The sequence below is a fragment of the Streptomyces nitrosporeus genome, from assembly GCF_008704555.1.
Classification (GTDB): Bacteria; Actinomycetota; Actinomycetes; order Streptomycetales; family Streptomycetaceae; genus Streptomyces; species Streptomyces nitrosporeus.
Genome location: NZ_CP023702.1, coordinates 2,031,029 through 2,055,586, shown reverse-complemented (window position 1 = coordinate 2,055,586; position 24,558 = coordinate 2,031,029). Strand labels below are relative to the sequence as shown.

The 24,558-nt window shown below is 72.6% G+C and carries 19 protein-coding genes; 17 read left to right on the top strand and 2 right to left on the bottom strand.

All coding sequences use genetic code 11. The features are described from left to right. The first annotated feature begins 212 nt into the window (after positions 1-212). The 3 genes from smc (at position 213) to ftsY (ending at position 7,792) form a co-directional block, all read left to right on the top strand. Positions 213-3,806 (top strand): chromosome segregation protein SMC, encoded by a 3,594-nt coding sequence (gene smc / locus CP967_RS08805; protein WP_150487434.1) that lies wholly within the window; start codon positions 213-215, stop codon positions 3,804-3,806. Between the two features lie 252 nt (positions 3,807-4,058). Further along, positions 4,059-5,477 carry a sugar porter family MFS transporter gene (locus CP967_RS08800; protein WP_150487433.1) on the top strand — a complete coding sequence of 473 codons (1,419 nt, stop codon included), beginning with the start codon at positions 4,059-4,061 and terminating at the stop codon, positions 5,475-5,477. Positions 5,478-6,586: 1,109 nt separating this feature from the next. Next, a complete protein-coding gene (gene ftsY / locus CP967_RS08795; protein WP_150487432.1) occupies positions 6,587-7,792 on the top strand; it encodes a signal recognition particle-docking protein FtsY in 1,206 nt (401 codons plus the stop codon). Positions 7,793-7,863: 71 nt separating this feature from the next. Here the strand turns inward: ftsY and CP967_RS08790 are convergent, their stop codons facing one another. Continuing rightward, complete coding sequence (locus CP967_RS08790; protein ID WP_150487431.1) at positions 7,864-8,511, bottom strand: bifunctional DNA primase/polymerase; 648 nt, start codon at positions 8,509-8,511, stop codon at positions 7,864-7,866. 424 nt (positions 8,512-8,935) lie between these two features. Here CP967_RS08790 and nsdA point away from each other — a divergent pair, with 424 nt between their 5' ends. The 5 genes from nsdA (at position 8,936) to ffh (ending at position 16,805) form a co-directional block, all read left to right on the top strand. Beyond that, positions 8,936-10,411, top strand: coding sequence for a transcriptional repressor NsdA (gene nsdA, locus CP967_RS08785; protein WP_150487430.1), 1,476 nt, complete (start codon positions 8,936-8,938; stop codon positions 10,409-10,411). 422 nt (positions 10,412-10,833) lie between these two features. After that, positions 10,834-12,186: an ammonium transporter gene (locus CP967_RS08780; RefSeq protein ID WP_150487429.1), complete on the top strand. Its 1,353-nt coding sequence runs from the start codon at positions 10,834-10,836 to the stop codon at positions 12,184-12,186. Continuing rightward, on the top strand, positions 12,183-12,521 hold the full coding sequence (locus CP967_RS08775; RefSeq protein WP_150487428.1) for a P-II family nitrogen regulator: 339 nt from the start codon (positions 12,183-12,185) through the stop codon (positions 12,519-12,521). Before CP967_RS08780 ends, CP967_RS08775 begins: the two co-directional genes overlap by 4 nt. Before the next feature lie 117 nt (positions 12,522-12,638). Then, positions 12,639-15,092, top strand: a complete 2,454-nt coding sequence (locus CP967_RS08770) for a [protein-PII] uridylyltransferase (RefSeq protein ID WP_150487427.1) — start codon at positions 12,639-12,641, stop codon at positions 15,090-15,092. Between the two features lie 165 nt (positions 15,093-15,257). Continuing rightward, positions 15,258-16,805, top strand: a complete 1,548-nt coding sequence (ffh, locus tag CP967_RS08765; protein ID WP_150487426.1) for a signal recognition particle protein — start codon at positions 15,258-15,260, stop codon at positions 16,803-16,805. Between the two features lie 103 nt (positions 16,806-16,908). On the opposite strand, the gene CP967_RS08760 is transcribed toward ffh, so the two are convergent. Continuing rightward, the gene (locus CP967_RS08760) at positions 16,909-17,769 is read right to left on the bottom strand and encodes a class I SAM-dependent methyltransferase (protein WP_150487425.1); all 861 of its coding nucleotides are present in this window, start codon (positions 17,767-17,769) and stop codon (positions 16,909-16,911) included. 521 nt (positions 17,770-18,290) lie between these two features. Here CP967_RS08760 and CP967_RS08755 point away from each other — a divergent pair. The 9 genes from CP967_RS08755 (at position 18,291) to lepB (CP967_RS08715) (ending at position 24,512) form a co-directional block, all read left to right on the top strand. Beyond that, a complete protein-coding gene (locus CP967_RS08755; protein WP_150487424.1) occupies positions 18,291-18,884 on the top strand; it encodes a hypothetical protein in 594 nt (197 codons plus the stop codon). Between the two features lie 159 nt (positions 18,885-19,043). After that, entirely contained in the window at positions 19,044-19,481 is a 438-nt protein-coding gene (rpsP, locus tag CP967_RS08750) for a 30S ribosomal protein S16 (RefSeq protein WP_150487423.1), read from the top strand. Positions 19,482-19,483: 2 nt separating this feature from the next. Further along, complete coding sequence (locus CP967_RS08745) at positions 19,484-19,723, top strand: RNA-binding protein (protein ID WP_014153811.1); 240 nt, start codon at positions 19,484-19,486, stop codon at positions 19,721-19,723. Between the two features lie 177 nt (positions 19,724-19,900). After that, entirely contained in the window at positions 19,901-20,491 is a 591-nt protein-coding gene (gene rimM, locus CP967_RS08740; protein WP_150487422.1) for a ribosome maturation factor RimM, read from the top strand. After that, complete coding sequence (gene trmD / locus CP967_RS08735; protein WP_150487421.1) at positions 20,491-21,312, top strand: tRNA (guanosine(37)-N1)-methyltransferase TrmD; 822 nt, start codon at positions 20,491-20,493, stop codon at positions 21,310-21,312. Before rimM ends, trmD begins: the two co-directional genes overlap by 1 nt. Positions 21,313-21,432: 120 nt before the next feature. Continuing rightward, positions 21,433-21,783 (top strand): 50S ribosomal protein L19, encoded by a 351-nt coding sequence (gene rplS, locus CP967_RS08730; RefSeq protein ID WP_150487420.1) that lies wholly within the window; start codon positions 21,433-21,435, stop codon positions 21,781-21,783. A gap of 45 nt (positions 21,784-21,828) precedes the next feature. Next, positions 21,829-22,599 (top strand): signal peptidase I, encoded by a 771-nt coding sequence (gene lepB / locus CP967_RS08725; RefSeq protein ID WP_150487419.1) that lies wholly within the window; start codon positions 21,829-21,831, stop codon positions 22,597-22,599. Beyond that, positions 22,592-23,644, top strand: a complete 1,053-nt coding sequence (gene lepB / locus CP967_RS08720) for a signal peptidase I (RefSeq protein WP_150487418.1) — start codon at positions 22,592-22,594, stop codon at positions 23,642-23,644. The genes lepB (CP967_RS08725) and lepB (CP967_RS08720) overlap by 8 nt, the downstream gene beginning before the upstream one ends. After that, positions 23,550-24,512 carry a signal peptidase I gene (lepB, locus tag CP967_RS08715; RefSeq protein WP_150491761.1) on the top strand — a complete coding sequence of 321 codons (963 nt, stop codon included), beginning with the start codon at positions 23,550-23,552 and terminating at the stop codon, positions 24,510-24,512. Before lepB (CP967_RS08720) ends, lepB (CP967_RS08715) begins: the two co-directional genes overlap by 95 nt. Positions 24,513-24,558 lie beyond the last annotated feature (46 nt).

Here is a 24,558-nt window from a genome sequence, read left to right as displayed (position 1 = left end):
CGGGAAACCGTTGACCGGGGAGCCCCCGTGATCCGGTCACCCGCGGTCCGCGCGCAGGCCTGCGCACCAGTGACAAGGGACGCTTCGGCGTCCCTTTTTTCTTCGCCCGCCTTCCCCCCGGCCCGCTCCCGCCGTGCCGCGGTTCGCTTACCGTCTGATGTGCCCTGCGCCTTCAGCGGTGAAACCGCGAGTGAAAGGTAGAGTCCGGCGGCGTGCACCTCAAGGCCCTGACCCTGCGTGGGTTCAAGTCGTTCGCCTCCGCCACGACACTCCGGTTCGAACCGGGGATCACCTGCGTCGTAGGGCCCAACGGGTCCGGGAAATCGAATGTGGTGGACGCCCTCTCCTGGGTCATGGGGGAACAGGGGGCGAAATCGCTGCGCGGCGGCAAGATGGAAGACGTGATCTTCGCCGGGACGACGGGAAGGCCACCGCTCGGCCGCGCGGAGGTGTCGCTGACCATCGACAACTCCGACGGCGCCCTGCCCATCGAGTACGCCGAAGTCACCATCACCCGGATCATGTTCCGCAACGGCGGCAGCGAATACCAGATCAACGGCGACACCTGCCGGCTCCTGGACATCCAGGAACTGCTCTCCGACTCCGGGATCGGACGGGAGATGCACGTCATCGTCGGCCAGGGCCGGCTCGACTCCGTCCTCCACGCCGATCCCACGGGCCGCCGGGCGTTCATCGAGGAGGCGGCCGGCGTGCTCAAGCACCGCAAGCGCAAGGAGAAGGCGCTGCGGAAGCTGGAGGCGATGGGCGCCAACCTCGCCCGTGTCCAGGACCTGACCGACGAACTGCGGCGCCAGCTCAAGCCCCTGGGCAGGCAGGCCGCCGTCGCCCGCCGGGCGGCCGTCATCCAGGCCGATCTGCGCGACGCCCGGCTGCGGCTCCTCGCCGACGACCTGGTGCGCCTCCGGGAGGCACTGCGCGACGAGATCGCCGACGAGGCGGCCCTCAGACAGCGCCGGGAGAAGGCGGAGGCCGACCTGAAGGCGGCGCTCGCCCGGGAGGCGGAGCTGGAGGACGAGGTGCGGCGGCTGGCACCACGGCTCCAGCGGGCCCAGCAGACCTGGCACGAACTGTCGCAGCTCGCCGAACGCGTCCGCGGCACCGTCTCGCTCGCCGACGCCCGGGTGAAGAGCGCCACCGCCGCCCCCGAGGAGGAGCGCCGCGGACGGGACCCGGAGGACATGGAGCGGGAGGCCGCCCGGATCCGCGAGCAGGAGGCGGAGCTGGAAGCCGCGCTGGAAGCCGCGGCGCACGCCCTGGAGGACACCACCGAGCACCGCGCCGCCCTGGAACGCGAGCTGGCCGCCGAGGAACGGAGGCTCAGGGACGCCGCCCGCGCCATCGCCGACCGGCGCGAGGGGCTGGCCCGGCTGGCCGGGCAGGCCAACGCGGCCCGGAGCAGGGCGGGTTCGGCCCAGGCCGAGATCGACCGGCTGGCCGCCTCCCGCGACGAGGCCCGGCAACGGGCGGCCGCGGCGCAGGAGGAGTACGAGCGGTTGAAGGCGGAGGTCGACGGGCTCGAAGCCGAGGACGCCGAGCTGGCCGGCCGGCACGAGGCGGCCAAACGGCAGCTCGCGGTGTCCGAGGCGGCGTTCACAGAGGCCCAGGAGGCGCTCACCGAGGCGGAACGGCGGCGCGCCGCACTCGCCGCCCGCCACGAGGCACTCTCACTCGGGCTGCGCCGCAAGGACGGTACCGGGGCGCTGCTCGGTGCGCGGGACCGGTTGGCGGGAGTGCTCGGTCCTGCCGCCGGACTGCTCACCGTGGCACCGGGACACGAGGTCGCGGTGGCGGCGGCGCTGGGGGCGGCGGCCGACGCGGTCGCGGTGCGGGACCCGGCCGCCGCGGCGGAGGCGCTCCGGCTGCTGCGGAAACAGGACGCGGGGCGCGCGACCCTCCTGCCGGGCGGCGAGGGCCTAGAGGCGGGCGAGGACGGCGGGCAGGCGCCCGCGCGGGGTGCCGCACCCGTGTCCGTCCGGGGGCAGGAGGCCCCCGAGGTGGCCGCACTGGTGCGCGGGCCCGCCGGACTGATGGGATCCGTGCGGCGGCTGGTCCGGGGCATGGTCGTCGTCCCCACGCTGGAGGACGCCGAGGAACTGGTCGCCGCGCACCCCGGTCTGACCGCCGTGACCGCCGGGGGAGACGTACTCGCGGCCCACTACGCACACGGCGGCTCGGCCGGGGCCCCCAGCCTGCTGGAGGTGCGGGCATCGGTCGACGAGGCCGCCGCGGAACTGGCCGAGCTGGCCGTACGGTGCGAGCAGCTGGCCGCGGAGCAGCGGCACGCCGCCGAACGGCGTGCGGCGGGCGCGGCCCTCGCGCAGGAGCTGGGGGAGCGGCGCGGGGCCGCCGAGCGGGAGAGGACCTCCGTGGCCCAGCAGCTCGGCCGGCTCGCCGGCCAGGCCCGGGGAGCCGCCGGGGAGGCCGAGCGTACGACGGCGTCCGCCGCACGTGCCCAGGAGGCGCTGGAACGCGCCGTCGAGGAGGCCGAGGAGTTCGCCGGACGACTGCTCGCGGCCCAGGAGACCCCCGTGGAGGAGGAGCCCGACACCTCCGTCCGGGACCGGCTCTCCGCCGACGGGGCCAACGCGCGCCAGACCGAGATGGAGGCCCGCCTCCAGGTCCGTACCCACGAGGAGCGGGTCAGAGGGCTGGCGGGACGGGCCGACGCCCTCGAACGGGGGGCCCGTGCCGAGCGTGAGGCGCGGGCCAGGACCGAGCGGCGCCGGGCACGGCTGCGCCACGAGGCCGAGGTGGCGGCCGCCGTGGCGGCCGGGGCCCGCCAGCTGCTGGCCCACGTCGAGGTGTCCGTCGTACGCGCCGGCGAGGAGCGGACGGCGGCCGAGGCGGCGAAGGCCGGACGCGAACGGGACCTGACGGCCGAACGCGGCCGCGGCCGGGACCTGAAGAGCGAACTCGACCGGCTCACGGACTCGGTGCACCGCGGTGAGGTCCTCGGAGCCGAGAAACGGCTGCGGGTGGAGCAGCTGGAGGCGAAGGCGCTGGAGGACTTCGGCGTGGAGCCGGCCGGGCTGGCCGCCGAATACGGCCCGGACCAGCCGGTGCCCCCGCCGCCCGCGGCGGAGGGCGAGACGCTGCCCGAGGACCCGGAGCACCCGCGCAACCGGCCGAAGCCGTTCGTGAGGGCGGAACAGGAGAAGCGGCTGAGGTCGGCCGAACGGGCGTACCAGCAACTCGGGAAGGTGAATCCGCTCGCCCTGGAGGAGTTCTCCGCCCTGGAGGAACGGCACAAGTTCCTCTCCGAGCAGCTCGAAGACCTGAAGAAGACCCGGGCCGACCTGATGCAGGTGATCAAGGAGGTCGACGAACGGGTCGAACAGGTCTTCACCGAGGCGTTCCGGGACACCGCCCGGGAGTTCGAGGGCGTCTTCTCACGCCTCTTCCCCGGCGGTGAGGGCCGCCTCGTCCTCACCGACCCGGACAACATGCTCACCACCGGGCTGGACGTCGAGGCCAGGCCGCCCGGCAAGAAGGTCAAGCGGCTCTCCCTGCTGTCGGGAGGCGAGCGGTCCCTTACGGCCGTTGCCCTGCTGGTCTCCATCTTCAAGGCCAGGCCGAGCCCGTTCTACGTCATGGACGAGGTCGAGGCGGCGCTCGACGACACCAACCTCCAGCGGCTGATCCGGATCATGGAGGAGCTCCAGGAGAGCTCCCAGCTGATCGTCATCACGCACCAGAAGCGGACGATGGAGGTCGCCGACGCGCTCTACGGCGTGTCCATGCAGGGCGACGGGGTCTCCAAGGTGATCAGCCAGCGCCTGCGCTGAGGGACCGGGCGCGGTCGGGACGCCCTCTCATCCGCCCCCTCACACGATCTTCGGATCTTCAACGCTTCCTCCAGGAAATGCCGGGTACCCGTCTGTCTGTCAACGATCCGGCCCCGACTCTTGGCTTCATAACTTGAATGCATAATCTCTGTTCGGTCGTTCTTGTCTTCAAGTGGTGACAAGTGAAGAGTTGTGGCACCACTGGAGGGATCACCCCCCACGCCTGATGGCGGCCAGGCAACAGGAGTTCATGTGAGCAGCACACCGCGCGGACCGGCGTCCGGGGCCCGGACGGCCCACCCCGACCACCTCGGCCACGTCATCTTCATCACCGCGGCGGCGGCGATGGGCGGCTTCCTCTTCGGCTACGACAGCTCCGTGATCAACGGGGCGGTCGAGGCCATCCGGGACCGGTACGACATCGGTTCCGGGACACTGGCCCAGGTCATCGCCATCGCCCTGATCGGCTGTGCGATCGGCGTGGCCACGGCGGGGCGCATCGCCGACCGGATCGGCCGTATCCGGTGCATGCAGATCGCCGCCGCCCTCTTCACCATCAGCGCCGTGGGCTCCGCCCTGCCGTTCGCCCTCTGGGACCTCGCCATGTGGCGGATCATCGGCGGCTTCGCGATCGGCATGGCCTCGGTCATCGGCCCGGCCTACATCGCCGAGGTCTCGCCCCCCGCCTACCGCGGCCGGCTCGGCTCCTTCCAGCAGGCGGCCATCGTGGTCGGCATCGCCATCTCGCAGCTGGTCAACTACGGCATCCTGCAGATCGCCGACGGCGACCAGCGGGGGAAGATCGCCGGTCTCGAGGCCTGGCAGTGGATGCTCGGCGTGATGGTCGTCCCCGCCCTGCTGTACGGCCTGCTGTCCTTCGCGATCCCCGAGTCGCCGCGCTTCCTGATCTCCGTGGGCAAGAAGGAGAAGGCGCGCAGGATCCTCGAAGAGGTCGAGGGCAAGGGCGTCGACCTCGACGCCCGGGTGGACGAGATCGAGACGGCCATGCGCCGTGAGCACAAGTCGAAGTTCAGCGACCTGCTGGGCAGCCGCTTCGGCTTCCTGCCGATCGTCTGGATCGGTATCGGCCTGTCGGTCTTCCAGCAGCTGGTCGGCATCAACGTGGCGTTCTACTACTCGGCCACCCTCTGGCAGTCCGTGGGCATCGACCCGACCGACTCGTTCTTCTACTCGTTCACCACGTCGATCATCAACATCATCGGTACCGTGATCGCGATGGTCATGGTGGACCGGATCGGCCGCAGGCCGCTCGCCCTGATCGGATCGACGGGTATGGCCGTGGCCCTCGCCTTCGAGGCCTGGGCGTTCTCCGCCGACCTGGTCGACGGGAAGCTGCCGACGGCCCAGGGAACCGTGGCGCTGATCGCCGCCCACGTCTTCGTGCTCTTCTTCGCCCTGTCCTGGGGCGTCGTCGTCTGGGTCTTCCTCGGCGAGATGTTCCCCAACCGCATCCGGGCCGCCGCCCTCGGCGTCGCCGCGTCCGCGCAGTGGATCGCCAACTGGGCCATCACGGCCAGCTTCCCGAGCCTGGCCGACTGGAACCTCTCCGCCACGTACATCATCTACACCTGCTTCGCCGTGCTCTCGATCCCCTTCGTGCTCAAGTTCGTGAAGGAGACCAAGGGCAAGGCGCTGGAGGAGATGGGCTGATCCCCGCTGCCCCGCTCCTCGTACACCGGCGCTGCCCCGGTCCGGCCCGATGCCGGCCGGGGCGTCGCTCTGCGCGGCGGACACGGCCGGAACCCGGCCGCTCGCCGGGCGGCTGAGCGGCCGGGCGCGGCAGCGGCGCGTGCGGCCCGGCCGCGACGGGCGCCGAGACGGCCCGGCCGTGGCGTCCGGCCCGGGAGCCCGTGAACGGTCCGCCCGGCCGGCGGGCGGGGGCGAACAGCGGACCCGTGGCCGCCGCCGAGGTCCGGGCCGTCACGGCGGGCGGGGGAAACCGGCCGTGTACCGGTAGGCGCCGCGCGCCGAGGGGACCCGGCTGACGTCTCCCACGGCCGGCGTCCCGACCCCGGTGACCACCGTCGCCACCGAGCTCCCCGGCCGGTCCGGCGCCGCCTCCCACCGTGTGGATCCGGCCAGATGTACCAGGAGGAGGACACCGGCCCCGCCGAAGAGGTACACCGGGACCGCGCAGCGGACCTGCGGGGCGCGGAACCCGGTCCCCGAGGCGCGGAACCCGGTCCCCGGGGGCGGGGGGAACCGGCGGCGAGGCGGGGGAACCGGTGGCGACGGACACCGCCAGGGCGACCGTCGTGAGGACGTCCGCGCGCCGAGCGGCAGCTCCGGCACCGCCGGCATCGCGCAGGCGCCGGTGACGGCGCCGACCGTCTCCCGGCCCCGGCGGGCCACCCGCAAGCAGGGCTCCGGGCAGGAGGGTGCCGCGCCGGCCGGAGGCCGCCCGGGAGAGCGCCGTGCCCGGGGCGCCGCCGTTCCTCCCGGCGACCGCCCCCGCCGGCCCGGACGGAAGCACCGGGGCCACGGAGGGTCGGCACCTGCCGAAAGCCCAGACGGCGGGACCGGCTCCCACCGCCACCAGCGGCGCCGTCGTGTCGGCCGTCACCCAGGGGAAGAGGCTGCGGAGCCGGCGGGTACGCCCGGTGTCGGGGGCGGGTTCCGGGCCGCGGTTCTCCGCGCGTGGCAGCGTACCTTCAGGGTGCCCATCTACCCCCAAAAGGTGCATAACTTTCGGGCGTCGGCGCCGCGCGCCCTACCGGAACCGTTCCCGGGCCGCCGCCGTGGCCGATACTGGACGGGTTATGGACATCGTCATCCTTGTTGTAGTCATCGCCCTGGTCGCGGCCGGCCTGATCAGCGGGCTCGTGGTCGGCAGCCGCAAGAAGAAGCGGCTGCCGCCCCCGCCCCCGCCGAGCACGCCGACCCTCACTCCGCCCGCCGAACCGCGTGCCGGCGAGGAAGCGGAGACGCCGCGCGACGAAGCGCGGCGCACCGTCGAGGAGGCCGGTCCCCCCGGCGCGGGGACCCCCGTGGAGGAGGAGCCGGTCGTCCTCGAACCGGAGACCCCCGCGCTCGAGGTCCCCGAGCCCACCGCCGGACGCCTGGTACGCCTGCGCGCCCGGCTCGCCCGCTCGCAGAACTCCCTGGGCAAGGGGCTGCTCGCGCTCCTGTCCCGTGACAACCTCGACGAGGACACCTGGGAGGAGATCGAGGACACGCTCCTGACGGCCGACGTCGGCGTGGCCCCCACCCAGGAACTGGTGGAGCGGCTGCGTGAACGCGTCCGCGTCCTCGGCACCCGTACCCCCGAGGAGCTGCGCGCGCTGCTGCGCGAGGAGCTCGTCACCCTGCTCGGCCCCGACTTCGACCGGGAGGTCAGGACGGAGGGCGGCGCCGAGACGCCCGGCGTCGTGATGGTCGTCGGGGTCAACGGCACCGGGAAGACGACCACCACCGGCAAGCTGGCCCGGGTGCTGGTCGCCGACGGCCGCAGCGTCGTGCTCGGCGCGGCGGACACCTTCCGCGCCGCCGCCGCCGACCAGCTCCAGACCTGGGGCGAGCGCGTCGGCGCCCGCACCGTCCGCGGTCCCGAGGGCGGAGATCCCGCCTCCATCGCCTTCGACGCGGTCAAGGAGGGCATCGCCGAGGGTGCCGACGTGGTGCTCATCGACACCGCCGGCCGGCTCCACACCAAGACCGGCCTCATGGACGAGCTCGGCAAGGTCAAGCGGGTCGTCGAGAAGCACGGGCCGCTCGACGAGATCCTCCTCGTCCTCGACGCCACCACCGGCCAGAACGGCCTGGTGCAGGCCCGCGTCTTCGCCGAGGTCGTCGACATCACCGGCATCGTCCTGACCAAGCTGGACGGCACCGCCAAGGGCGGCATCGTCATCGCCGTCCAGCGCGAGCTGGGCGTACCGGTCAAGCTCATCGGCCTCGGCGAGGGGCCGGACGACCTGGCCCCGTTCGAGCCGGGCGCCTTCGTCGACGCGCTGATCGGCGACTGACCCCGCACCCGCACCCGCGCACCCGCGCCGAAGGGCGGTGGACCCCCTCGGGGACCACCGCCCTTCGGCCGTCACCAGCGGTGGCATATGTACGCGAGGGTGCCCAGCAGCAGCCGTGCCTGCGGGGGAGCGGCCGCCGTGTCCGGAGCCGGCGCGCGCAGCCAGCGGACCGGGCCCAGCGGGCCGAGCTCCGAGGGCGGGGCCGTCAGGAAGGCCCCGGGCCCCGGTGCCCGCAGGTCCAGGCCCGCGTCGTCCCAGCCCATCCGGTACAGCAGGCCCGGCAGCTCGGCCGCGGCCCCCGGGGCGACGAAGAACTGCACACGGCCGTCCGGGGCGACCGCCACCGGGCCGGCCGGCAGCCCCATCCGCTCCATCCGGACCAGCGCCCGCCGGCCCGGCACCTCCGGCACGTCGAGGACGTCGAACGCGCGGCCCACCGGCAGCAGCAGCGAGGCACCCGGGTGTTGGGACCAGGCGTCCGCGGCCTCCCGGAGGGTCGAGCCGGCCGGGATCTCGTCCGCGCCGTCCAGCGGATGCGCGCCGGGGGCGGCGCAGTCCGGGGCGCCGCAGGAACAGACGCCCGCCGAGAGCCGCGCGCCCGGGACGACCGCCCAGCCCCACAGCCCCGTGTACTCCGCCACCGCGGTCGCCCCGGCCGCCCGGCCGCGGCGGCGCGCTCCGGGGCGCATCTCCCGGATGCCGCCGATCGTGAAGCCCATGCCCCCTCCAACGGGTCCGGCTCGCCGGCGGTTACGACCGGCGGCGGGCCCGGTGCCCGGCGGCCGTCGCCGGCGGTCCGCAGGGCGCGGAGCGGCGCCGGGGTGCGGGGGCCGGGCCGCGCGCCCCTGAACGCCTCGGTCCGCCTGCTGTTGATCGCTGTCTGTCAAGTGAATCGCGTACCGGCTCCGGCGCGTTCATCCGAAGGGGTGGCGAATGGTGGCGTTTCCGTAACCGCCCTCGCCGAAAGGGTGATCGGAGCGTTACTGTCGGTGCCGAGCCTGCAATTGCATGTGCGGCGGCGGGTATGCCCCGGGCAGTCCGGTCCCCTGTCCGATGGCGGGGAACCGCCGTACGGAGAGCGCCATCGCACGGCATTCTGATAGAGGTTCGCGCGAGAGATTCCGGCGGGATGGGGGCGTTCCAGTGAGTGGCAGTGGCGCAGGCGAGACGAGTGCCGGCAAGCGCCCCAACGAGAAGCTCGGCTCGTGGTTCGTGCGCAGCGGCTGGTCCAAGGGCGAGCTGGCCCGTCAGGTCAACCGCCGGGCCCGCCAGATGGGTGCCCACCACATCAGCACGGACACCTCCCGTGTGCGGCGCTGGCTCGACGGGGAACAGCCCCGGGAGCCCATCCCGCGCATCCTCTCCGAGCTCTTCTCCGAACGCTTCGGCGCCGTCGTGCCCGTGGAGGGACTCGGTCTGCGCACCGCCCACCAGGCGCCCTCGGTGGCCGGGGTGGACCTGCCCTGGGCGGGACCGCAGACCGTCGCGCTGCTCAGCGAGTTCTCCCGCAGCGACCTGATGCTGGCCCGGCGCGGTTTCCTCGGCAGCTCACTGAACCTGGCCGCCGGACCCGGCCTCATCGAACCCATGCAGCGCTGGCTGGTGCCCGCCACCCCCTCCGGGCTGCCGGATCCGGGGCCCGACACCGGGTCGTCCCGTCCCTCCAAGCTCTCCCGCCCCGAGCTCGACCTGCTGGAATCCACCACCGCGATGTTCCGCCAGTGGGACGCGCAGTGCGGCGGCGGGCTGCGCCGCAAGGCCGTCGTGGGCCAGCTCCACGAGGTCACCGACCTGCTCCAGGAACCGCACCCCGAGGCGACCGCCAAGCGGCTCTTCCGCTGCGCCGCCGAACTGGCCGAGCTGGCGGGCTGGATGAGTTACGACGTGGGCCTCCAGCCCACCGCCCAGAAGTACTTCGTCCTCGCCCTGCACGCTTCCAAGGAAGCCGGCGACAAGCCCCTGGGCTCGTACATCCTGTCCAGCATGAGCCGCCAGATGATCCACCTCGGGCGGCCCGACGACGCCCTCGAACTCATCCACCTCGCCCAGTACGGCAGCCGCGACTGCGCGACCACCCGCACCCAGGCCATGCTGTATGCGATGGAGGCCCGCGCCTACGCCAACATGGGCCAGCCCAGCAAGTGCAAGCGCGCCGTCCGGATGGCCGAGGACACCTTCGCCGACTCGGCGCTCGACGACGCCCCCGAGCCCGACTGGATCCGGTTCTTCTCCGAGGCCGAACTCCACGGCGAGAACGCCCACTCCTACCGCGACCTCGCCTATGTCGCGGGACGCAGTCCCACCTACGCCTCCCTCGCCGAACCCGTGATGGCCCGCGCGGTCGAACTCTTCGGCGAGGACGACGAACACCAGCGGTCCTACGCCCTCAACCTCATCGGCATGGCCACCGTGCACCTCCTCCAGCGCGCGCCCGAGGAGTGCATCGTCCCGGCCGCCCGCGCCCTGCGCATCGCGAAGAGCGTCAGGTCCGAACGCGTCAACACCCGGCTGCGCAAGACCGTCGACACCGCCGCCAGAGACTTCGGCGACGTCCCCGCGGTCGCCGAGCTCACCGAGATGCTCGCCGCCCAGCTCCCGGAGACCGCCGAAGCGGTCTGACCGGCCCTCCCGCCACCGGCCACGACAGCCCTCCCGTACACCCGACTCGGCTCCCCCATCGCCAGGTCAGCGGACGGCTGCCGTGGCCGGTTCACGTCGTACCCGGGGTATGCCGCCGGGTGGCCGCAGGAGCGCCCGGAGCCGTGCCCGGGGCGTCGTACGCGGCGCAGGCAGCATGGTAGGCACCCCTCCGGCACCGCCGCTCCCGGTTCATTCGGACGTAACACGCCGGGACTCTTCGTCACTGCGGCGAAACACCGTGCGGCCCTGGCGGAAACGGCGCTGCGCGAATGTCGTGGCGCATGAGGGACTGTGCGGCCGGAAGCCCGGCAGGCACCTCCGCCCAGCCCCGACCGGCCCGCACCTTTTCACCGTGGTCCCGCACCCCCGCACGTGGCCGCACCGACGACGAGGAGACGCCGATGCCCCCAGGCATCACGACGCTTGCCGCAGACGCCCCGGAGCTGTCTGCCGCCAACACAGGGTTCATGCTCATCTGCTCCGCGCTGGTGATGCTCATGACCCCGGGTCTGGCCTTCTTCTACGGAGGCATGGTCCGCGTCAAGAGCACTCTGAACATGCTGATGATGAGCTTCATCAGCCTCGGGATCGTCACGGTCCTGTGGGTCCTGTACGGATTCAGCCTCGCCTTCGGCACGGACATGGGCTCGGTCGTCGGCTGGAGCGCGGACTTCGCCGGACTCAGCGGGATCGGCGTCACCGAACTCTGGGACGGCTACACCATCCCGGTCTACGTCTTCGCCGTCTTCCAGCTGATGTTCGCGATCCTCACCCCCGCCCTCATCAGCGGCGCCCTCGCCGACCGCGTCAAGTTCACCTCCTGGGCGCTGTTCATCGCCCTGTGGGTCACCGTCGTCTACTTCCCGGTCGCGCACTGGGTCTGGGGCTCCGGCGGCTGGCTCTTCGAGATGGGCGTCATCGACTTCGCCGGCGGTACGGCGGTCCACATCAACGCCGGTGCGGCGGCCCTCGGCGTGATCCTCGTCATCGGCAAGCGGGTCGGCTTCAAGAAGGACCCGATGCGGCCGCACAGCCTGCCGCTCGTCATGCTCGGCGCCGCCCTCCTGTGGTTCGGCTGGTTCGGCTTCAACGCGGGGTCCTGGCTCGGCAACGACGACGGCGTCGGCGCGGTCATGTTCGTCAACACCCAGGTCGCCACGGGTGCCGCGGTCCTCGGCTGGCTCGCCTACGAGAAGATCCGCCACGGCTCCTTCACCACCCTCGGCGCCGCCTCCGGCGCCGTCGCCGGCCTCGTCGCCATCACCCCCGCGGGCGGCTCGGTCAGCCCGCTCGGCGCCATCGCGATCGGCGTCATCTCCGGTGTCCTGTGCGCCATGGCCGTCGGCCTGAAGTACAAGTTCGGCTACGACGACTCCCTGGACGTCGTCGGCGTCCACCTCGTCGGCGGAATCCTCGGCTCCCTCCTGGTCGGCTTCTTCGCCACCGGCGGCGTGCAGTCCGACGCCGCGGGCCTCTTCTACGGCGGCGGCCCCGGCCAGCTCGGCAAGCAGGCCGTCGGTGTCCTCGCGGTCCTCGCGTACTCTCTGGCCGTCTCCGCGGTCCTCGCGTTCGCCCTCGACAGGACGATCGGGATGAGGGTCACCGAGGACGACGAGATCGCCGGCATCGACCAGGTCGAGCACGCCGAGACGGCGTACGACTTCAGCGGCGCGGGCGGCGGCACCGCCCCCCGTACCGCAGCCCCGGCCCCCGGCAGCACCGCCGTACCGACGAACAAGAAGGTGGACGCATGAAGCTCATCACCGCGGTCGTGAAGCCTCACCGGCTGGACGAGATCAAGGAGGCCCTCCAGGCATTCGGCGTCCAGGGCCTCACGGTCACCGAGGCCAGCGGTTACGGGCGGCAGCGCGGCCACACCGAGGTCTACCGGGGTGCCGAGTACACCGTCGACCTCGTCCCGAAGATCCGCATCGAGGTCCTTGTCGAGGACGAGGACGCCGAACAGCTCGTCGACGTGGTCGTCAAGGCCGCGCGGACGGGCAAGATCGGCGACGGGAAGGTCTGGAGCGTCCCGGTCGAGACCGCGGTCCGCGTACGGACCGGCGAACGCGGCCCCGACGCGCTCTGAGAGACGCGGGCCCGCCCCTCCCGGAACCGGGCCCGGGGCGGGCGGCACCTCCCGGCCGGCGGGACCCCGGCCGGCGGAACACCGCACGATCGGCACGATCAGACGGAAGGCAGCCGGGTGACGAGCACCGAAGTGACCACCGCGACAGATGACCCGGGACCCAGCGGCTACGCGGCGGCCCGGCTGCGCCTCCTCCAGCAGGAGGCGCGGTCCGGGCCGCCGCGCCGTTTTGCCCTGGCCCGGCTCACGGACGACTGGCTGACCGCGCTGTTCACCACGGCCGCGGCCGGAACCGGCGTCCGGGGCGCCGCCCTGGTCGCCGTCGGCGGGTACGGCCGCGGCGAACTCTCCCCGCGCAGCGACCTCGACCTGCTGCTCCTGCACGACGGCAGCGCCGGCGCCGCGGCCGTCGCCGCCCTCGCCGACCGGATCTGGTACCCGGTCTGGGACCTCGGACTGGCCCTCGACCACTCCGTACGCACCCCCGCGGAGGCCCGGAAGACCGCGGGGGAGGACCTCAAGGTCCAGCTCGGCCTGCTCGACGCCCGGCCCGTCGCCGGTGACCTCGGGCTCGTCGCCGCACTGCGCACCACGGTCCTCGCCGACTGGCGCAACCAGGCCCACCGACGCCTCCCCGAACTCGCCGGACTCGGCCGGGAACGTGCCGAACGCATGGGCGAGCTCCAGTTCCTCCTGGAACCCGACCTCAAGGAGGCGCGCGGCGGCCTCCGCGACGCCACCGCCCTGCGCGCCGTAGCCGCCTCCTGGGTCGCCGACGCCCCCCGCGAAGGGCTCGCCGAGGCCCGCCGCACCCTCCTCGACGTCCGGGACGCCCTCCACCTCACCACCGGCCGCGCCACCGACCGCCTCGCCCTCCAGGAACAGGACCAGGTCGCCGGGGCCCTCGGGCTCCTGGACGCGGACGCGCTGCTGCGGCAGGTCTACGAGGCCGCCCGCACCGTCTCCTACGCCACCGACGTCACCTGGCGCGAGGTGGAACGCGTCCTGCGCGCCCGCTCCGCCCGCCCCCGGCTGCGCTCCCTCCTCGGCGGCGGCGCGAAGGCCGTCCCGGAACGCACCCCGCTCGCCGAAGGGGTCGTCGAGGCCGACGGAGAGGTCGTCCTCGCCCGCACGGCCCGCCCCGAGAAGGACCCCGTCCTCCCCCTCCGGGCCGCGGCCGCCGCCGCCGAGTCCGGGCTGCCCCTCTCCCGGCACCTCGTACGCCACCTGCGCACCGCGGCCCGGCCGCTGCCGGTGCCCTGGCCCGCCGAGGCCCGCGAGGAACTGGTCACCCTGCTCGGCGCCGGCGAGGCGACCGTCACCGTCTGGGAGGCGCTGGAGGCGGAGGGCATCATCACCCGGCTGCTGCCCGACTGGGAACGCGTCCGCTGCCGGCCGCAGCGCAACCCCGTCCACACCTGGACGGTGGACCGGCACCTCGTCGAGACCGCGGTCCGCGCGGCCTCCCTCACCCGCCGGGTCCACCGCCCCGACCTGCTCCTGGTCGCGGCACTGCTCCACGACATCGGCAAGGGATGGCCCGGCGACCACTCCGCGGCCGGCGAGGTCATCGCCCGCGACATGGCCACCCGGATCGGCTTCGACGCACAGGACACCGGCGTCGTCGCGACCCTCGTACGCCACCACCTGCTGCTCGTCGAGACCGCCACCCGGCGCGACCTCGACGACCCGGCGACCGTGCGCGCCGTCGCCGACGCCGTGGGCAGCACCTCCACCCTGGAGCTGCTGCACGCCCTCACCGAGGCCGACGCCCTGGCCACCGGCCCGGCCGCCTGGAGCTCCTGGCGTGCCGGTCTCGTCACGGACCTGGTCAAACGCGTCGCTGCCCTGCTGGCGGGCGAGGAGCCGGCCGAGCCCGAGCCGCTCACGCCCGGCGCGGAACAGGAACGGCTCGCCGTCGAGGCCCTGCGCACCGGGGAGCCGGCCCTGGCCCTGCGCACCGGGCCCGAACCCGCCCTCGCGGACGGCGACCCCGAACCCGTCGGCGTCGAACTCCTCATCGCGCTGCCCGACCGGCCCGGCGTCCTCCCGGCGGCGGCCGGGGTCCTCGCCCTGCATCGGCTCACCGTCCGCGCGGCCGACCTGCGGGCGGTCGAACTGCCCACCGGGCTCGGCGGACCGGCGGACCTGCTGGTCCTGAGCTGGCGGGTCGCCGCCGAGTACGGCTCCCTCCCGCAGGCCGCCCGGCTCCGCACCGACCTCGTACGCGCCCTGGACGGCTCCCTGGACATCCGGGCCCGCCTCGCCGAACGCGAGGCCGCCTACCCCCGGCGGCGCGGGGTCAAGGCGCCGCCGCCCCGGGTCACCGTCGCCCCGGCGGCCTCCCGCCTGGCCACGGTCATCGAGGTGCGCGCCCAGGACGCCCCCGGGCTGCTGCACCGGATCGGCCACGCCCTGGAGCGGAGCGCCGTACGGGTACGCAGCGCCCATGTCTCGACGCTGGGGGCGAACGCGGTGGACGCCTTCTACGTCACGGACGGGGACGGCGGGCCGCTGCCCGGGGAGCGTGCCGCGGAGGTGGCCCGGGAGGTGGAGAAGGCGCTGGGCTGAGCCCCGCGGCCCGCCCGTCCGCCGTCCCGCGGCCGCCCGTCCGCCCTTCTGCGGCCCGCCCGTTCGTCACGAGAAACGGGCGAGGGCTTTGCCTCCTCCGGGGTCCGGATACCCTGGAGGGCGACTGACCAGCCCCGCCCCCGACCCTGAGGACCGACGAGCGCCGTGTTCGATACTCTCTCCGACCGCCTTAGCGCGACTTTCAAGAACCTCAGGGGCAAGGGCCGCTTGTCCGAGGCGGACATCGACGCCACGGCTCGCGAGATCCGTATCGCCCTGCTCGAGGCCGATGTCGCCCTCCCCGTCGTCCGGGCGTTCATCGCCAAGGTCAAGGAGCGGGCCCGCGGGTCCGAGGTCTCCCAGGCGCTCAACCCCGCCCAGCAGGTCGTCAAGATCGTCAACGAGGAGCTCGTCTCCATCCTCGGCGGCGAGACCCGGCGGCTCCGGTTCGCCAAGAACCCGCCCACCGTGATCATGCTCGCCGGTCTCCAGGGTGCCGGTAAGACCACCCTCGCCGGAAAGCTCGGCCTCTGGCTCAAGGGCCAGGGCCACTCCCCGCTGCTGGTCGCCTGCGACCTCCAGCGCCCCAACGCCGTCAACCAGCTGAGCGTCGTCGCCGAGCGCGCCGGTGTCGCGGTGTACGCGCCGGAGCCGGGCAACGGCGTCGGCGACCCGGTCAAGGTCGCCCAGGACTCCATCGAGTTCGCCAGGGCCAAGGTCCACGACATCGTCATCGTCGACACCGCGGGCCGCCTCGGCATCGACCAGGAGCTGATGCGGCAGGCCGCGGACATCCGCGACGCCGTCAGCCCCGACGAGATCCTCTTCGTCGTCGACGCGATGATCGGCCAGGACGCGGTCAACACCGCCGAGGCGTTCCGCGACGGCGTCGGCTTCGACGGCGTGGTGCTCTCCAAGCTGGACGGTGACGCCCGCGGTGGTGCCGCCCTGTCGATCGCCCATGTCACGGGCAAGCAGATCATGTTCGCGTCGAACGGCGAGAAGCTGGAGGACTTCGACGCCTTCCACCCGGACCGGATGGCCTCCCGCATCCTCGACATGGGTGACCTGCTCACCCTGATCGAGCAGGCGGAGAAGACCTTCAGCCAGGAAGAGGCCGCCAAGATGGCCTCCAAGCTGGCGTCCAGCAAGGGCAAGGACTTCACGCTCGACGACTTCCTGGCGCAGATGGAGCAGGTCCGGAAGATGGGCTCCATCTCCAAGCTGCTCGGGATGCTCCCCGGGATGGGGCAGATCAAGGACCAGATCAACAACATCGACGAGCGCGACGTGGACCGCACCGCCGCGATCATCAAGTCGATGACCCCGAAGGAACGCGCCGAACCGACGATCATCAACGGCTCCCGCCGCGCTCGTATCGCCAAGGGCTCCGGTGTCGAGGTCTCCGCCGTGAAGAACCTCGTGGAGCGGTTCTTCGAGGCCCGCAAGATGATGTCGAAGATGGCCCAGGGCGGCGGGATGCCGGGCATGCCGGGGCTGCCGGGTACGGGCGGCGGCGCCGGCCGGCAGAAGAAGCAGGTCAAGCAGGCCAAGGGCAAGCGCAAGTCGGGCAACCCGATGAAGCGCAAGGCCGAGGAGCAGGCCGCGGCCGCCCGCCGCGAGCAGGCGGCCCAGGGCGGCGCCTTCGGCCTCCCGGCCCAGGACGACAAGAACTTCGAACTGCCGGACGAGTTCAAGAAGTTCATGGGCTGATCCGGCCCCGGCTGACCCGGCCCGGCGGCCGGTCCGCCCGGCGGTACGGAGAAGGGGCACCCCGCCCGGGGTGCCCCTTCTCCGTACCGTGCTCCCCGTGGCCTCAGGTCACGCACACCAGGTAGCGGAAGACGTTCGGCATCCAGACCGTGCCGTCGGGCCGCACATGCGGGTGCACGGCCTCCGCGACCTCCTTCTCGGCCTGGGAGCGGTCCGTAGCCCGTATCGCCGCGTCGAACAGCCCGGTGGACAGCAGACCGCGCACCGCGCTCTCCACATCCGCGTACCCGAACGGACAGGACACCCGGCCCGAGCCGTCCGGCTTCAGTCCGGCCCGCGCGGCGACCTCCTCCAGATCGTCCCGCAGCGCCGGCCGCCAGCCGTCCGGCCGCGGGGCCCGTGCCGGCCCGGCCAGCCGCGCCGCCACCCGCAGGACCGGGGCGGTCGCGCACCGCTCAGGCGGCCCCCAGCCGGTCAGCACCACCGTGGCCCCGCGCCCGGCCAGCGGCATCGCGGCCGCGAGCGCGGGGGCGAGTCCCTCGAAGTCCCCCGCCACGCTCCCGATCGGGTCGAAGGCGGTGAGCAGGTCGTACGGCGGCTCACCCGCCGCGGCCGCCGGCACACGCTCCACGAGCCGCGCGTACCGCGCCGCCGTACGGGCGCCGGCCTCGGCGGACGGACCCGGACCGAGGCGTTCCCGGGCCAGGGCCAGGCGCTCGCGGTCGCTCTCGACGCCGGTGACACGGGCCCCGCGCCCCGCGGCGGCCAGCAGGGCGAGCCCCGAACCGCAGCCGAGGGAGAGCATCCGCGTCCCGGGCCCGACCTCAAGCCGGTCGAACACCGATTCGTACAGGGGTGCCAGCATGCGTTCCTGGATCTCGGCCCAGTCGCGGGCACGGGCAGCGGCGTCCACCGGGGCGGACGAATCCGCGTACCCGTGGTGCCGGACGAGCGTTGGTGTCATGGAATGCGCCCCAATCCGCCGAGGAGTCGGTCGTGCCCGAGTGGACGGTCCCCCCGTGTACAGGTGCCGGAACCCCTCCGCCCGGTTCCGTATGTCAGGGAACTCCGCATACGCGGCCGCGTCCAGAGGCCCGACACGACCTGATGCCGTCGGCTCGCGTGCTCCGGTCGTGCGCCCCGGCCCGCACCGCCGCCGGACACGGGCGCGGGCACGCGCCGCCGCTCGCACTTCCCCCCCAGTCTGACCCGGCGGGCGCGGCGCAGCACGTCGGGCGCCGGCCGCCCGGCCCGTCCCCGCCCCGGGCCGGTGATCCGCCGCGGGTAATGTCGCCGGTGGGAGCGCGTCTACACGCGACGCGTACGTCGGGCTACGTACCGCCTTGGTGCGAGCTGTGAGGCTTCTCCGCAGATCTGCGCACCTGCCGTCCTCCGGACGCATCAGTGACAACTGACTGGTACGTGCAAATTATTTGGGATGCCCTGGAATAGGAACACCGGAGCACTCACGCTCGTTGTCACGACGTGAGCACGACACCACCTGTACTTGCCGCAGAGCTGGCGCAGGCGTGGGCCGACATTCAGCGGTACCACCCCGAGCTGCCTGATCTTGCCGCGCCAGAGTCCCTGATCGGAGAGTCCTCGTCCGCCTGCGGCGCGGAACTCTCCTTCGAACGACTGCTCCACGAGGCAGTCCACGGCATCGCCGCCGCGAGAGGTGTCCGGGACACCTCCCGCGCCGGCCGTTACCACAACCGCCGCTTCCTCGCGATCGCCGAGGAGCTGGGCCTCGACCATGCCGAGGAGCCCCACCCCAGCAGCGGTTTCTCGCTGGTGACGCTGAATCCCGAGGCCAAACGCAGATACCGCCCGACGACGGAACGCCTCCAGCGGGCGCTGAAGGCCCACACGGTGGCCACCGCGGCGGACACCAAGCGCTCCTTCCGCGGCCCGGCCGCCCGGCACGGCTCCTCCGGCGGAGGGGTGCGGGTCAAGGCCGTCTGCGACTGCGGGCGCAACGTCCGCGTCGTCCCGTCGGTCCTCGCCCAGGCGCCGATCGTCTGCGGCGGGTGCGGCAAGCCCTTCCGTATCCCGGAAGCGGTGGCCGCGGTCAGGTGACCCGCCGTGGTGTGGCACAATGGCTAGCTGTACTCGACAGCCGCACAGGACCCCTCTCTCCTCCGGCTGACGCGTCCGTCGGGCACTTTGAGTACCGCAAACCCCACGTGGCATCTTCGTTGTGCCCAACCACGTCAGAGACCAGGAGACACCACTCCCGTGGCAGTCAAGATCAAGCTGAAGCGTCTGGGCAAGATCCGTTCGCCTCACTACCGCATCGTCGTCGCCGACTCCCGTACCCGCCGTGACGGCCGGGCCATCGAGGAGATCGGTCTGTACCACCCGGTGCAGAACCCCTCGCGCATCGAGGTCAACTCGGAGCGTGCGCAGTACTGGCTGTCCGTCGGCGCCCAGCCGACCGAGCCGGTCCTCGCCATCCTGAAGCTCACCGGTGACTGGCAGGCGCACAAGGGCCTCCCGGCCCCCGCGCCGCTGCTGCAGCCGGAGCCCAAGGCCGACAAGCGCGCTCTCTTCGAGTCGCTGAGCGCCGACGGTGACGAGGCCAAGGGTGAGGCCATCACTCAGAAGGCCAAGAAGTCGGACAAGAAGGCGGACGAGGCGGCCGACGCCGCGTCCACCGAGTCGACCGAGGCCTGAGCATGCTCGAGGAGGCTCTTGAGCACCTCGTGAAAGGCATCGTCGACAACCCCGACGATGTGCAGGTCGCCTCGCGCGACCTGCGCCGCGGACGCGTGCTGGAGGTCCGGGTCCACCCGGACGACCTCGGCAAGGTGATCGGCCGCAACGGCCGCACCGCACGCGCCCTGCGTACCGTCGTGGGTGCCATCGGCGGCCGCGGTATCCGCGTCGACCTCGTCGACGTGGACCAGGTTCGCTGAAAGAGTTGAACACCGGCCGGGGCCGGGGAGGGCTTTCGAGCCGTCCCCGGCCTTTGTCGTCCGTACACCGTCACCGTTGTCGCCTGTACACCGCCACCGTTGTCGTCCGTACCCGTCATCGTCTGTCGCCGTACACGTCACCGTTTGTCGTCCGTACACCATGACCAGGAGAAACACGTGCAGTTGGTAGTGGCGCGGATCGGTCGCGCCCACGGCATCAAGGGCGAGGTCACCGTCGAGGTGCGCACCGACGAGCCCGAACTCCGGCTCGGGCCCGGGGCCGTCCTGGCCACCGACCCGGCCGAGCGGGGGCCCCTGACGATCGAGACGGGCAGGGTCCACAGCGGCCGGCTCCTCCTCCGCTTCGAGAACGTCCAGGACCGCACGGCGGCCGAGGCGCTCCGCAACACCCTGCTGATCGCCGAGGTGGACCCGGCGCAGCTGCCGGAGGAGGAGGACGAGTTCTACGACCACCAGCTGATCGACCTGGACGTGGTCCTCGCCGACGGCACCGTGATCGGCCGGATCACCGAGATCAGCCATCTGCCGTCCCAGGACCTCTTCATCGTGGAACGCCCCGACGGAAGCGAGGTGATGATCCCGTTCGTGGAGGAGATCGTCACCGGGATCGACCTGGAGGAGCAGCGGGCCGTCATCGACCCGCCCCCGGGGCTCATCGACGACCGCGAGGCCGTCGTCGCCTCCGCGCGGGACGCCGGGGAGCAGGGCGACGGTCCGGCGGACGGGCAGCGGAAGGACGGCGCCTGATGCGGCTCGACGTCGTCACGATCTTCCCGGAGTACCTCGAACCGCTCAACGTCTCGCTCGTCGGCAAGGCGCGGGCGGCGGGCCGCCTCGACGTCCATGTGCACGACCTGCGGGACTGGACGTACGACCGGCACAACACGGTGGACGACACCCCCTACGGCGGGGGGCCGGGGATGGTCATGAAGACCGGTCCCTGGGGGGAGGCGCTGGACGACGCCCTGGCGGGCGGTTACGAGGCCGGGGCGCACTCACCGGTCCTGGTGGTCCCGACGCCCAGCGGCAGGCCCTTCACGCAGGAGATGGCCGTGGAGCTCTCCGGGCGCCCCTGGCTGGTCTTCACCCCGGCCCGGTACGAGGGCATCGACCGCCGGGTGATCGACGAGTACGCGACCCGGATGCCGGTCGTGGAGGTCTCCATCGGGGACTACGTCCTGGCCGGCGGGGAAGCGGCGGTCCTGGTCGTCACGGAGGCGGTGGCCCGGCTGCTGCCGGGTGTGCTGGGCAACGCCGAATCGCACCGGGACGACTCCTTCGCCCCCGGAGCCATGGCCGACCTGCTCGAAGGCCCCGTCTACACCAAGCCGCCCGAGTGGCGCGGACGCGGGATCCCGGACGTGCTGCTCAGCGGCCACCACGGCAGGATCGCGCGGTGGCGCCGGGACGAGGCGTTCCGGCGCACCGCCCTCAACAGGCCCGATCTGATCGAGCGTTGCGAGGCGTCCGGCTTCGACAAGAAGGACCGGGAGATCCTCTCCATCCTCGGCTGGTCACCGGAGCCCGGCGGGCGATTTTGGCGCAGACCCGAGGCCGTGGAAGAATAGGCCCGCTGTGCGTCCGGCGTGCGCCCCTGCCACAGGGGGAACGACGCCCGCCCGACGCGGCATCCACACTTTCCTCTCTCCCGTCGATGACCTGTGGCATCGGCGAAGAAAGCAGACAACATGGCTTCCCTGCTCGATGGCGTCAACGCCGCCTCGCTCCGCACCGACCTCCCGGCCTTCCGCCCGGGTGACACCGTCAACGTCCACGTGCGCGTGATCGAGGGCAGCCGCTCCCGTATCCAGCAGTTCAAGGGCGTCGTCATCCGCCGCCAGGGCGCGGGCGTCAGCGAGACCTTCACGGTCCGCAAGGTCTCCTTCAGCGTCGGCGTCGAGCGCACCTTCCCGGTGCACAGCCCGATCTTCGAGAAGATCGAGCTCGTCACCCGCGGTGACGTCCGTCGCGCCAAGCTGTACTTCCTCCGTGAGCTGCGCGGCAAGGCCGCGAAGATCAAGGAGAAGCGCGACCGCTGATTCCGCTCCGGCGCCCACAGGAGGGCCGGATAGGATTCGGCCCCGATGGACACCGAAGCACAGCACATGGAGCGCGATCGTTCCTCCGGCCCGGCAGACGGGACGGAGGAGGGGTCGCGCTCCACGCATGTCACGGCCCGGGGGACCGGGGGGATGTCCTGGGGGCGGGCCGTCTTCCTCGGCGCCCTCTGCACGGCCGCCCTGCTGCTGTTCAGCACATTCGTGATGCAGCCCTTCCTCATCCCGAGCGGGTCGATGGAACCCACGCTGCGGATCGGGGACCGTGTACTCGTCAACAAACTGGCGTACCGTTTCGGCTCCGAGCCGGCCCGCGGTGACGTGGTGGTCTTCGACGGCACCGGCTCCTTCGTCCAGGAGTCCTCCGACGGGAACACCGTGGCCGCGCTGCTGCGGGGAGCGGCGTCCTCCCTGGGACTGGCCGAACCCGGGGGGACCGACTTCGTGAAGCGGGTGGTGGGCGTGGGGGGCGACCGTGTGGTCTGCTGCGACAAGGGCGGCCGGCTCGAGGTGAACGGCGAGCCGGTCGACGAGGACTACCTGTATTCCGGCGACAGCCCCTCCCAGGTGCCCTTCGACATCGTGGTGCCCGACGGCACGCTGTGGATGATGGGCGACCACCGGTCCCACTCCCGGGACTCCAGGGACCATCTCGGGCAGCCCGGGGGCGGCATGGTGCCCGTCGACCGGGTGGTCGGGCGGGTCGACTGGCTGGGCTGGCCCCTGGGCCGGATCGGCTCCCTGGAGGAGACCGGTGCCTTCGACGGCATCCGGCCGGCGGGCCCGGACCATGGGTAGGCGGAGCCGCGGAGGCGTCCCGGAGCCCTCAGGCGACGGTCCCGGCCCCTCCAGCCCGCTGCCCACCAGGGCCGAGCGCCGCAGGCTGGCACGGAAGGCGGAGCGCCGCCGACGCCGGTCGGCGGTCAAGGAGATCCCCCTCCTCGCCCTGATGGCGCTGGTGATCGCGCTGGTGCTCAAGACCTTCCTCGTCCAGGCGTTCGTGATCCCGTCCGGGTCGATGGAGCAGACCATCAAGATCGGCGACCGGGTACTGGTGGACAAACTGACGCCCTGGTTCGGGGCCGGGCCCGAGCGCGGCGACGTGGTGGTCTTCCAGGACCCCGGGGGCTGGCTGCCGCCGGGCGAGGCCCCCGCCGGGGACCCGCCCGCCGGGGTCAAACAGGCCAAGGAACTGCTGACCTTCATCGGCCTGCTGCCCTCCGCGGACGAGCAGGACCTGATCAAGCGGGTGGTGGGGGTGGGCGGTGACACGGTCAGGTGCTGCGGGAGCGACGGCCGGGTCACCGTCAACGGCGAGGCGCTGGACGAGCCCTACCTGCATCCGGACAGTGATCCCTCCACCGTCCAATTCGAGGTAAAGGTTCCGCCGGGCCGCCTCTTCGTCATGGGCGACCACCGGTCCAACTCGGCCGACTCGCGCTTCCATCTCGACCAGCCCCATCAGGGCACGGTCTCCGAGGAACAGGTCGTCGGACGGGCTGTCGTCATCGCCTGGCCCCTCGGCCACTGGCGCAGGCTGGAGGAGCCGGCCACCTACGCGTCGGTGCCCGAGGGGCGTGCCGGGACGTCCGGGGCGAGCGGCCCGTCGAATAGTGTGGACCACCAGGATCCCAACGGAATGGTCCTGCTCCCGACCCCTGCGGAACTCCCGCTCGTTATGGGAGTGGTGGGCCTGCGCCGGATCGGGCGTGGGCGGTGGCACGGAGTGAGGAGTGGATGTGGGGGATTTGGCGGTCGGCGCACGATCCGGACACGACGGGCCCGAGGACCGGCCTTCGAACGGCGGGAGTCCGACGGGCCCGACGGGACGGGCGCCGGGTGACGGCGCCTCCGCGGGCTTCGGCCCTCCGGGCCCCTCGGGGCCGTCCGGTCCGGGCGGGGACTCCCCTGACGGAGGCGGGACGGACGGCAGGGACGCCGCACCGAAGAAGCCGCGTTCCTTCTGGAAGGAACTGCCGCTCCTCATCGGTATCGCGCTCATCCTCGCGCTGCTGATCAAGACCTTCCTGGTGCAGGCGTTCTCCATCCCCTCCGACTCCATGCAGAACACGCTGCAGCGGGGCGACCGGGTGCTGGTCGACAAGCTGACACCGTGGTTCGGGTCCGAGCCGGAGCGCGGCGAGGTCGTGGTCTTCCACGACCCGGGCGGCTGGCTGGAGGACACCGCGACGCCGGAACCCAACGCGGTGCAGAAGTTCCTGAGCTTCATCGGACTGATGCCCTCCGCCGAGGAGAAGGACCTGATCAAGCGGGTCATCGCGATCGGCGGTGACACCGTGGAGTGCAAGAAGAACGGTCCGGTCACGGTCAACGGCAAGGCACTGGACGACAAGTCCTTCATCTTCGAGGGCAACAGCGCCTGCGACGACGAGCCCTTCGGGCCGATCCACGTGCCCGAGGGCAGGATCTGGGTGATGGGCGACCACCGCCAGAACTCGCTGGACTCCCGGTACCACCAGGAGCTCCCGGGCCAGGGCACGGTGTCCGTGGACGAGGTCGTCGGCCGGGCCGTCGTGATCGCCTGGCCGGTCAACCGCTGGGCGACGCTGCCGATCCCGAGCACCTTCGACCAGCCCGGGCTGAACGCGATGGCGGGCGCCGCGGTGCCCGGCGCACTGGGCGTGGCCGGAGCGCTGCCCCTCGTGTTCTGGCGCCGCCGGAGGCTGACCCGCGACCGTACCGACGGGTAGGGTGCCCACGCGGGTCCACCGGGATCAGCGGTCGTCGATCTCCGAT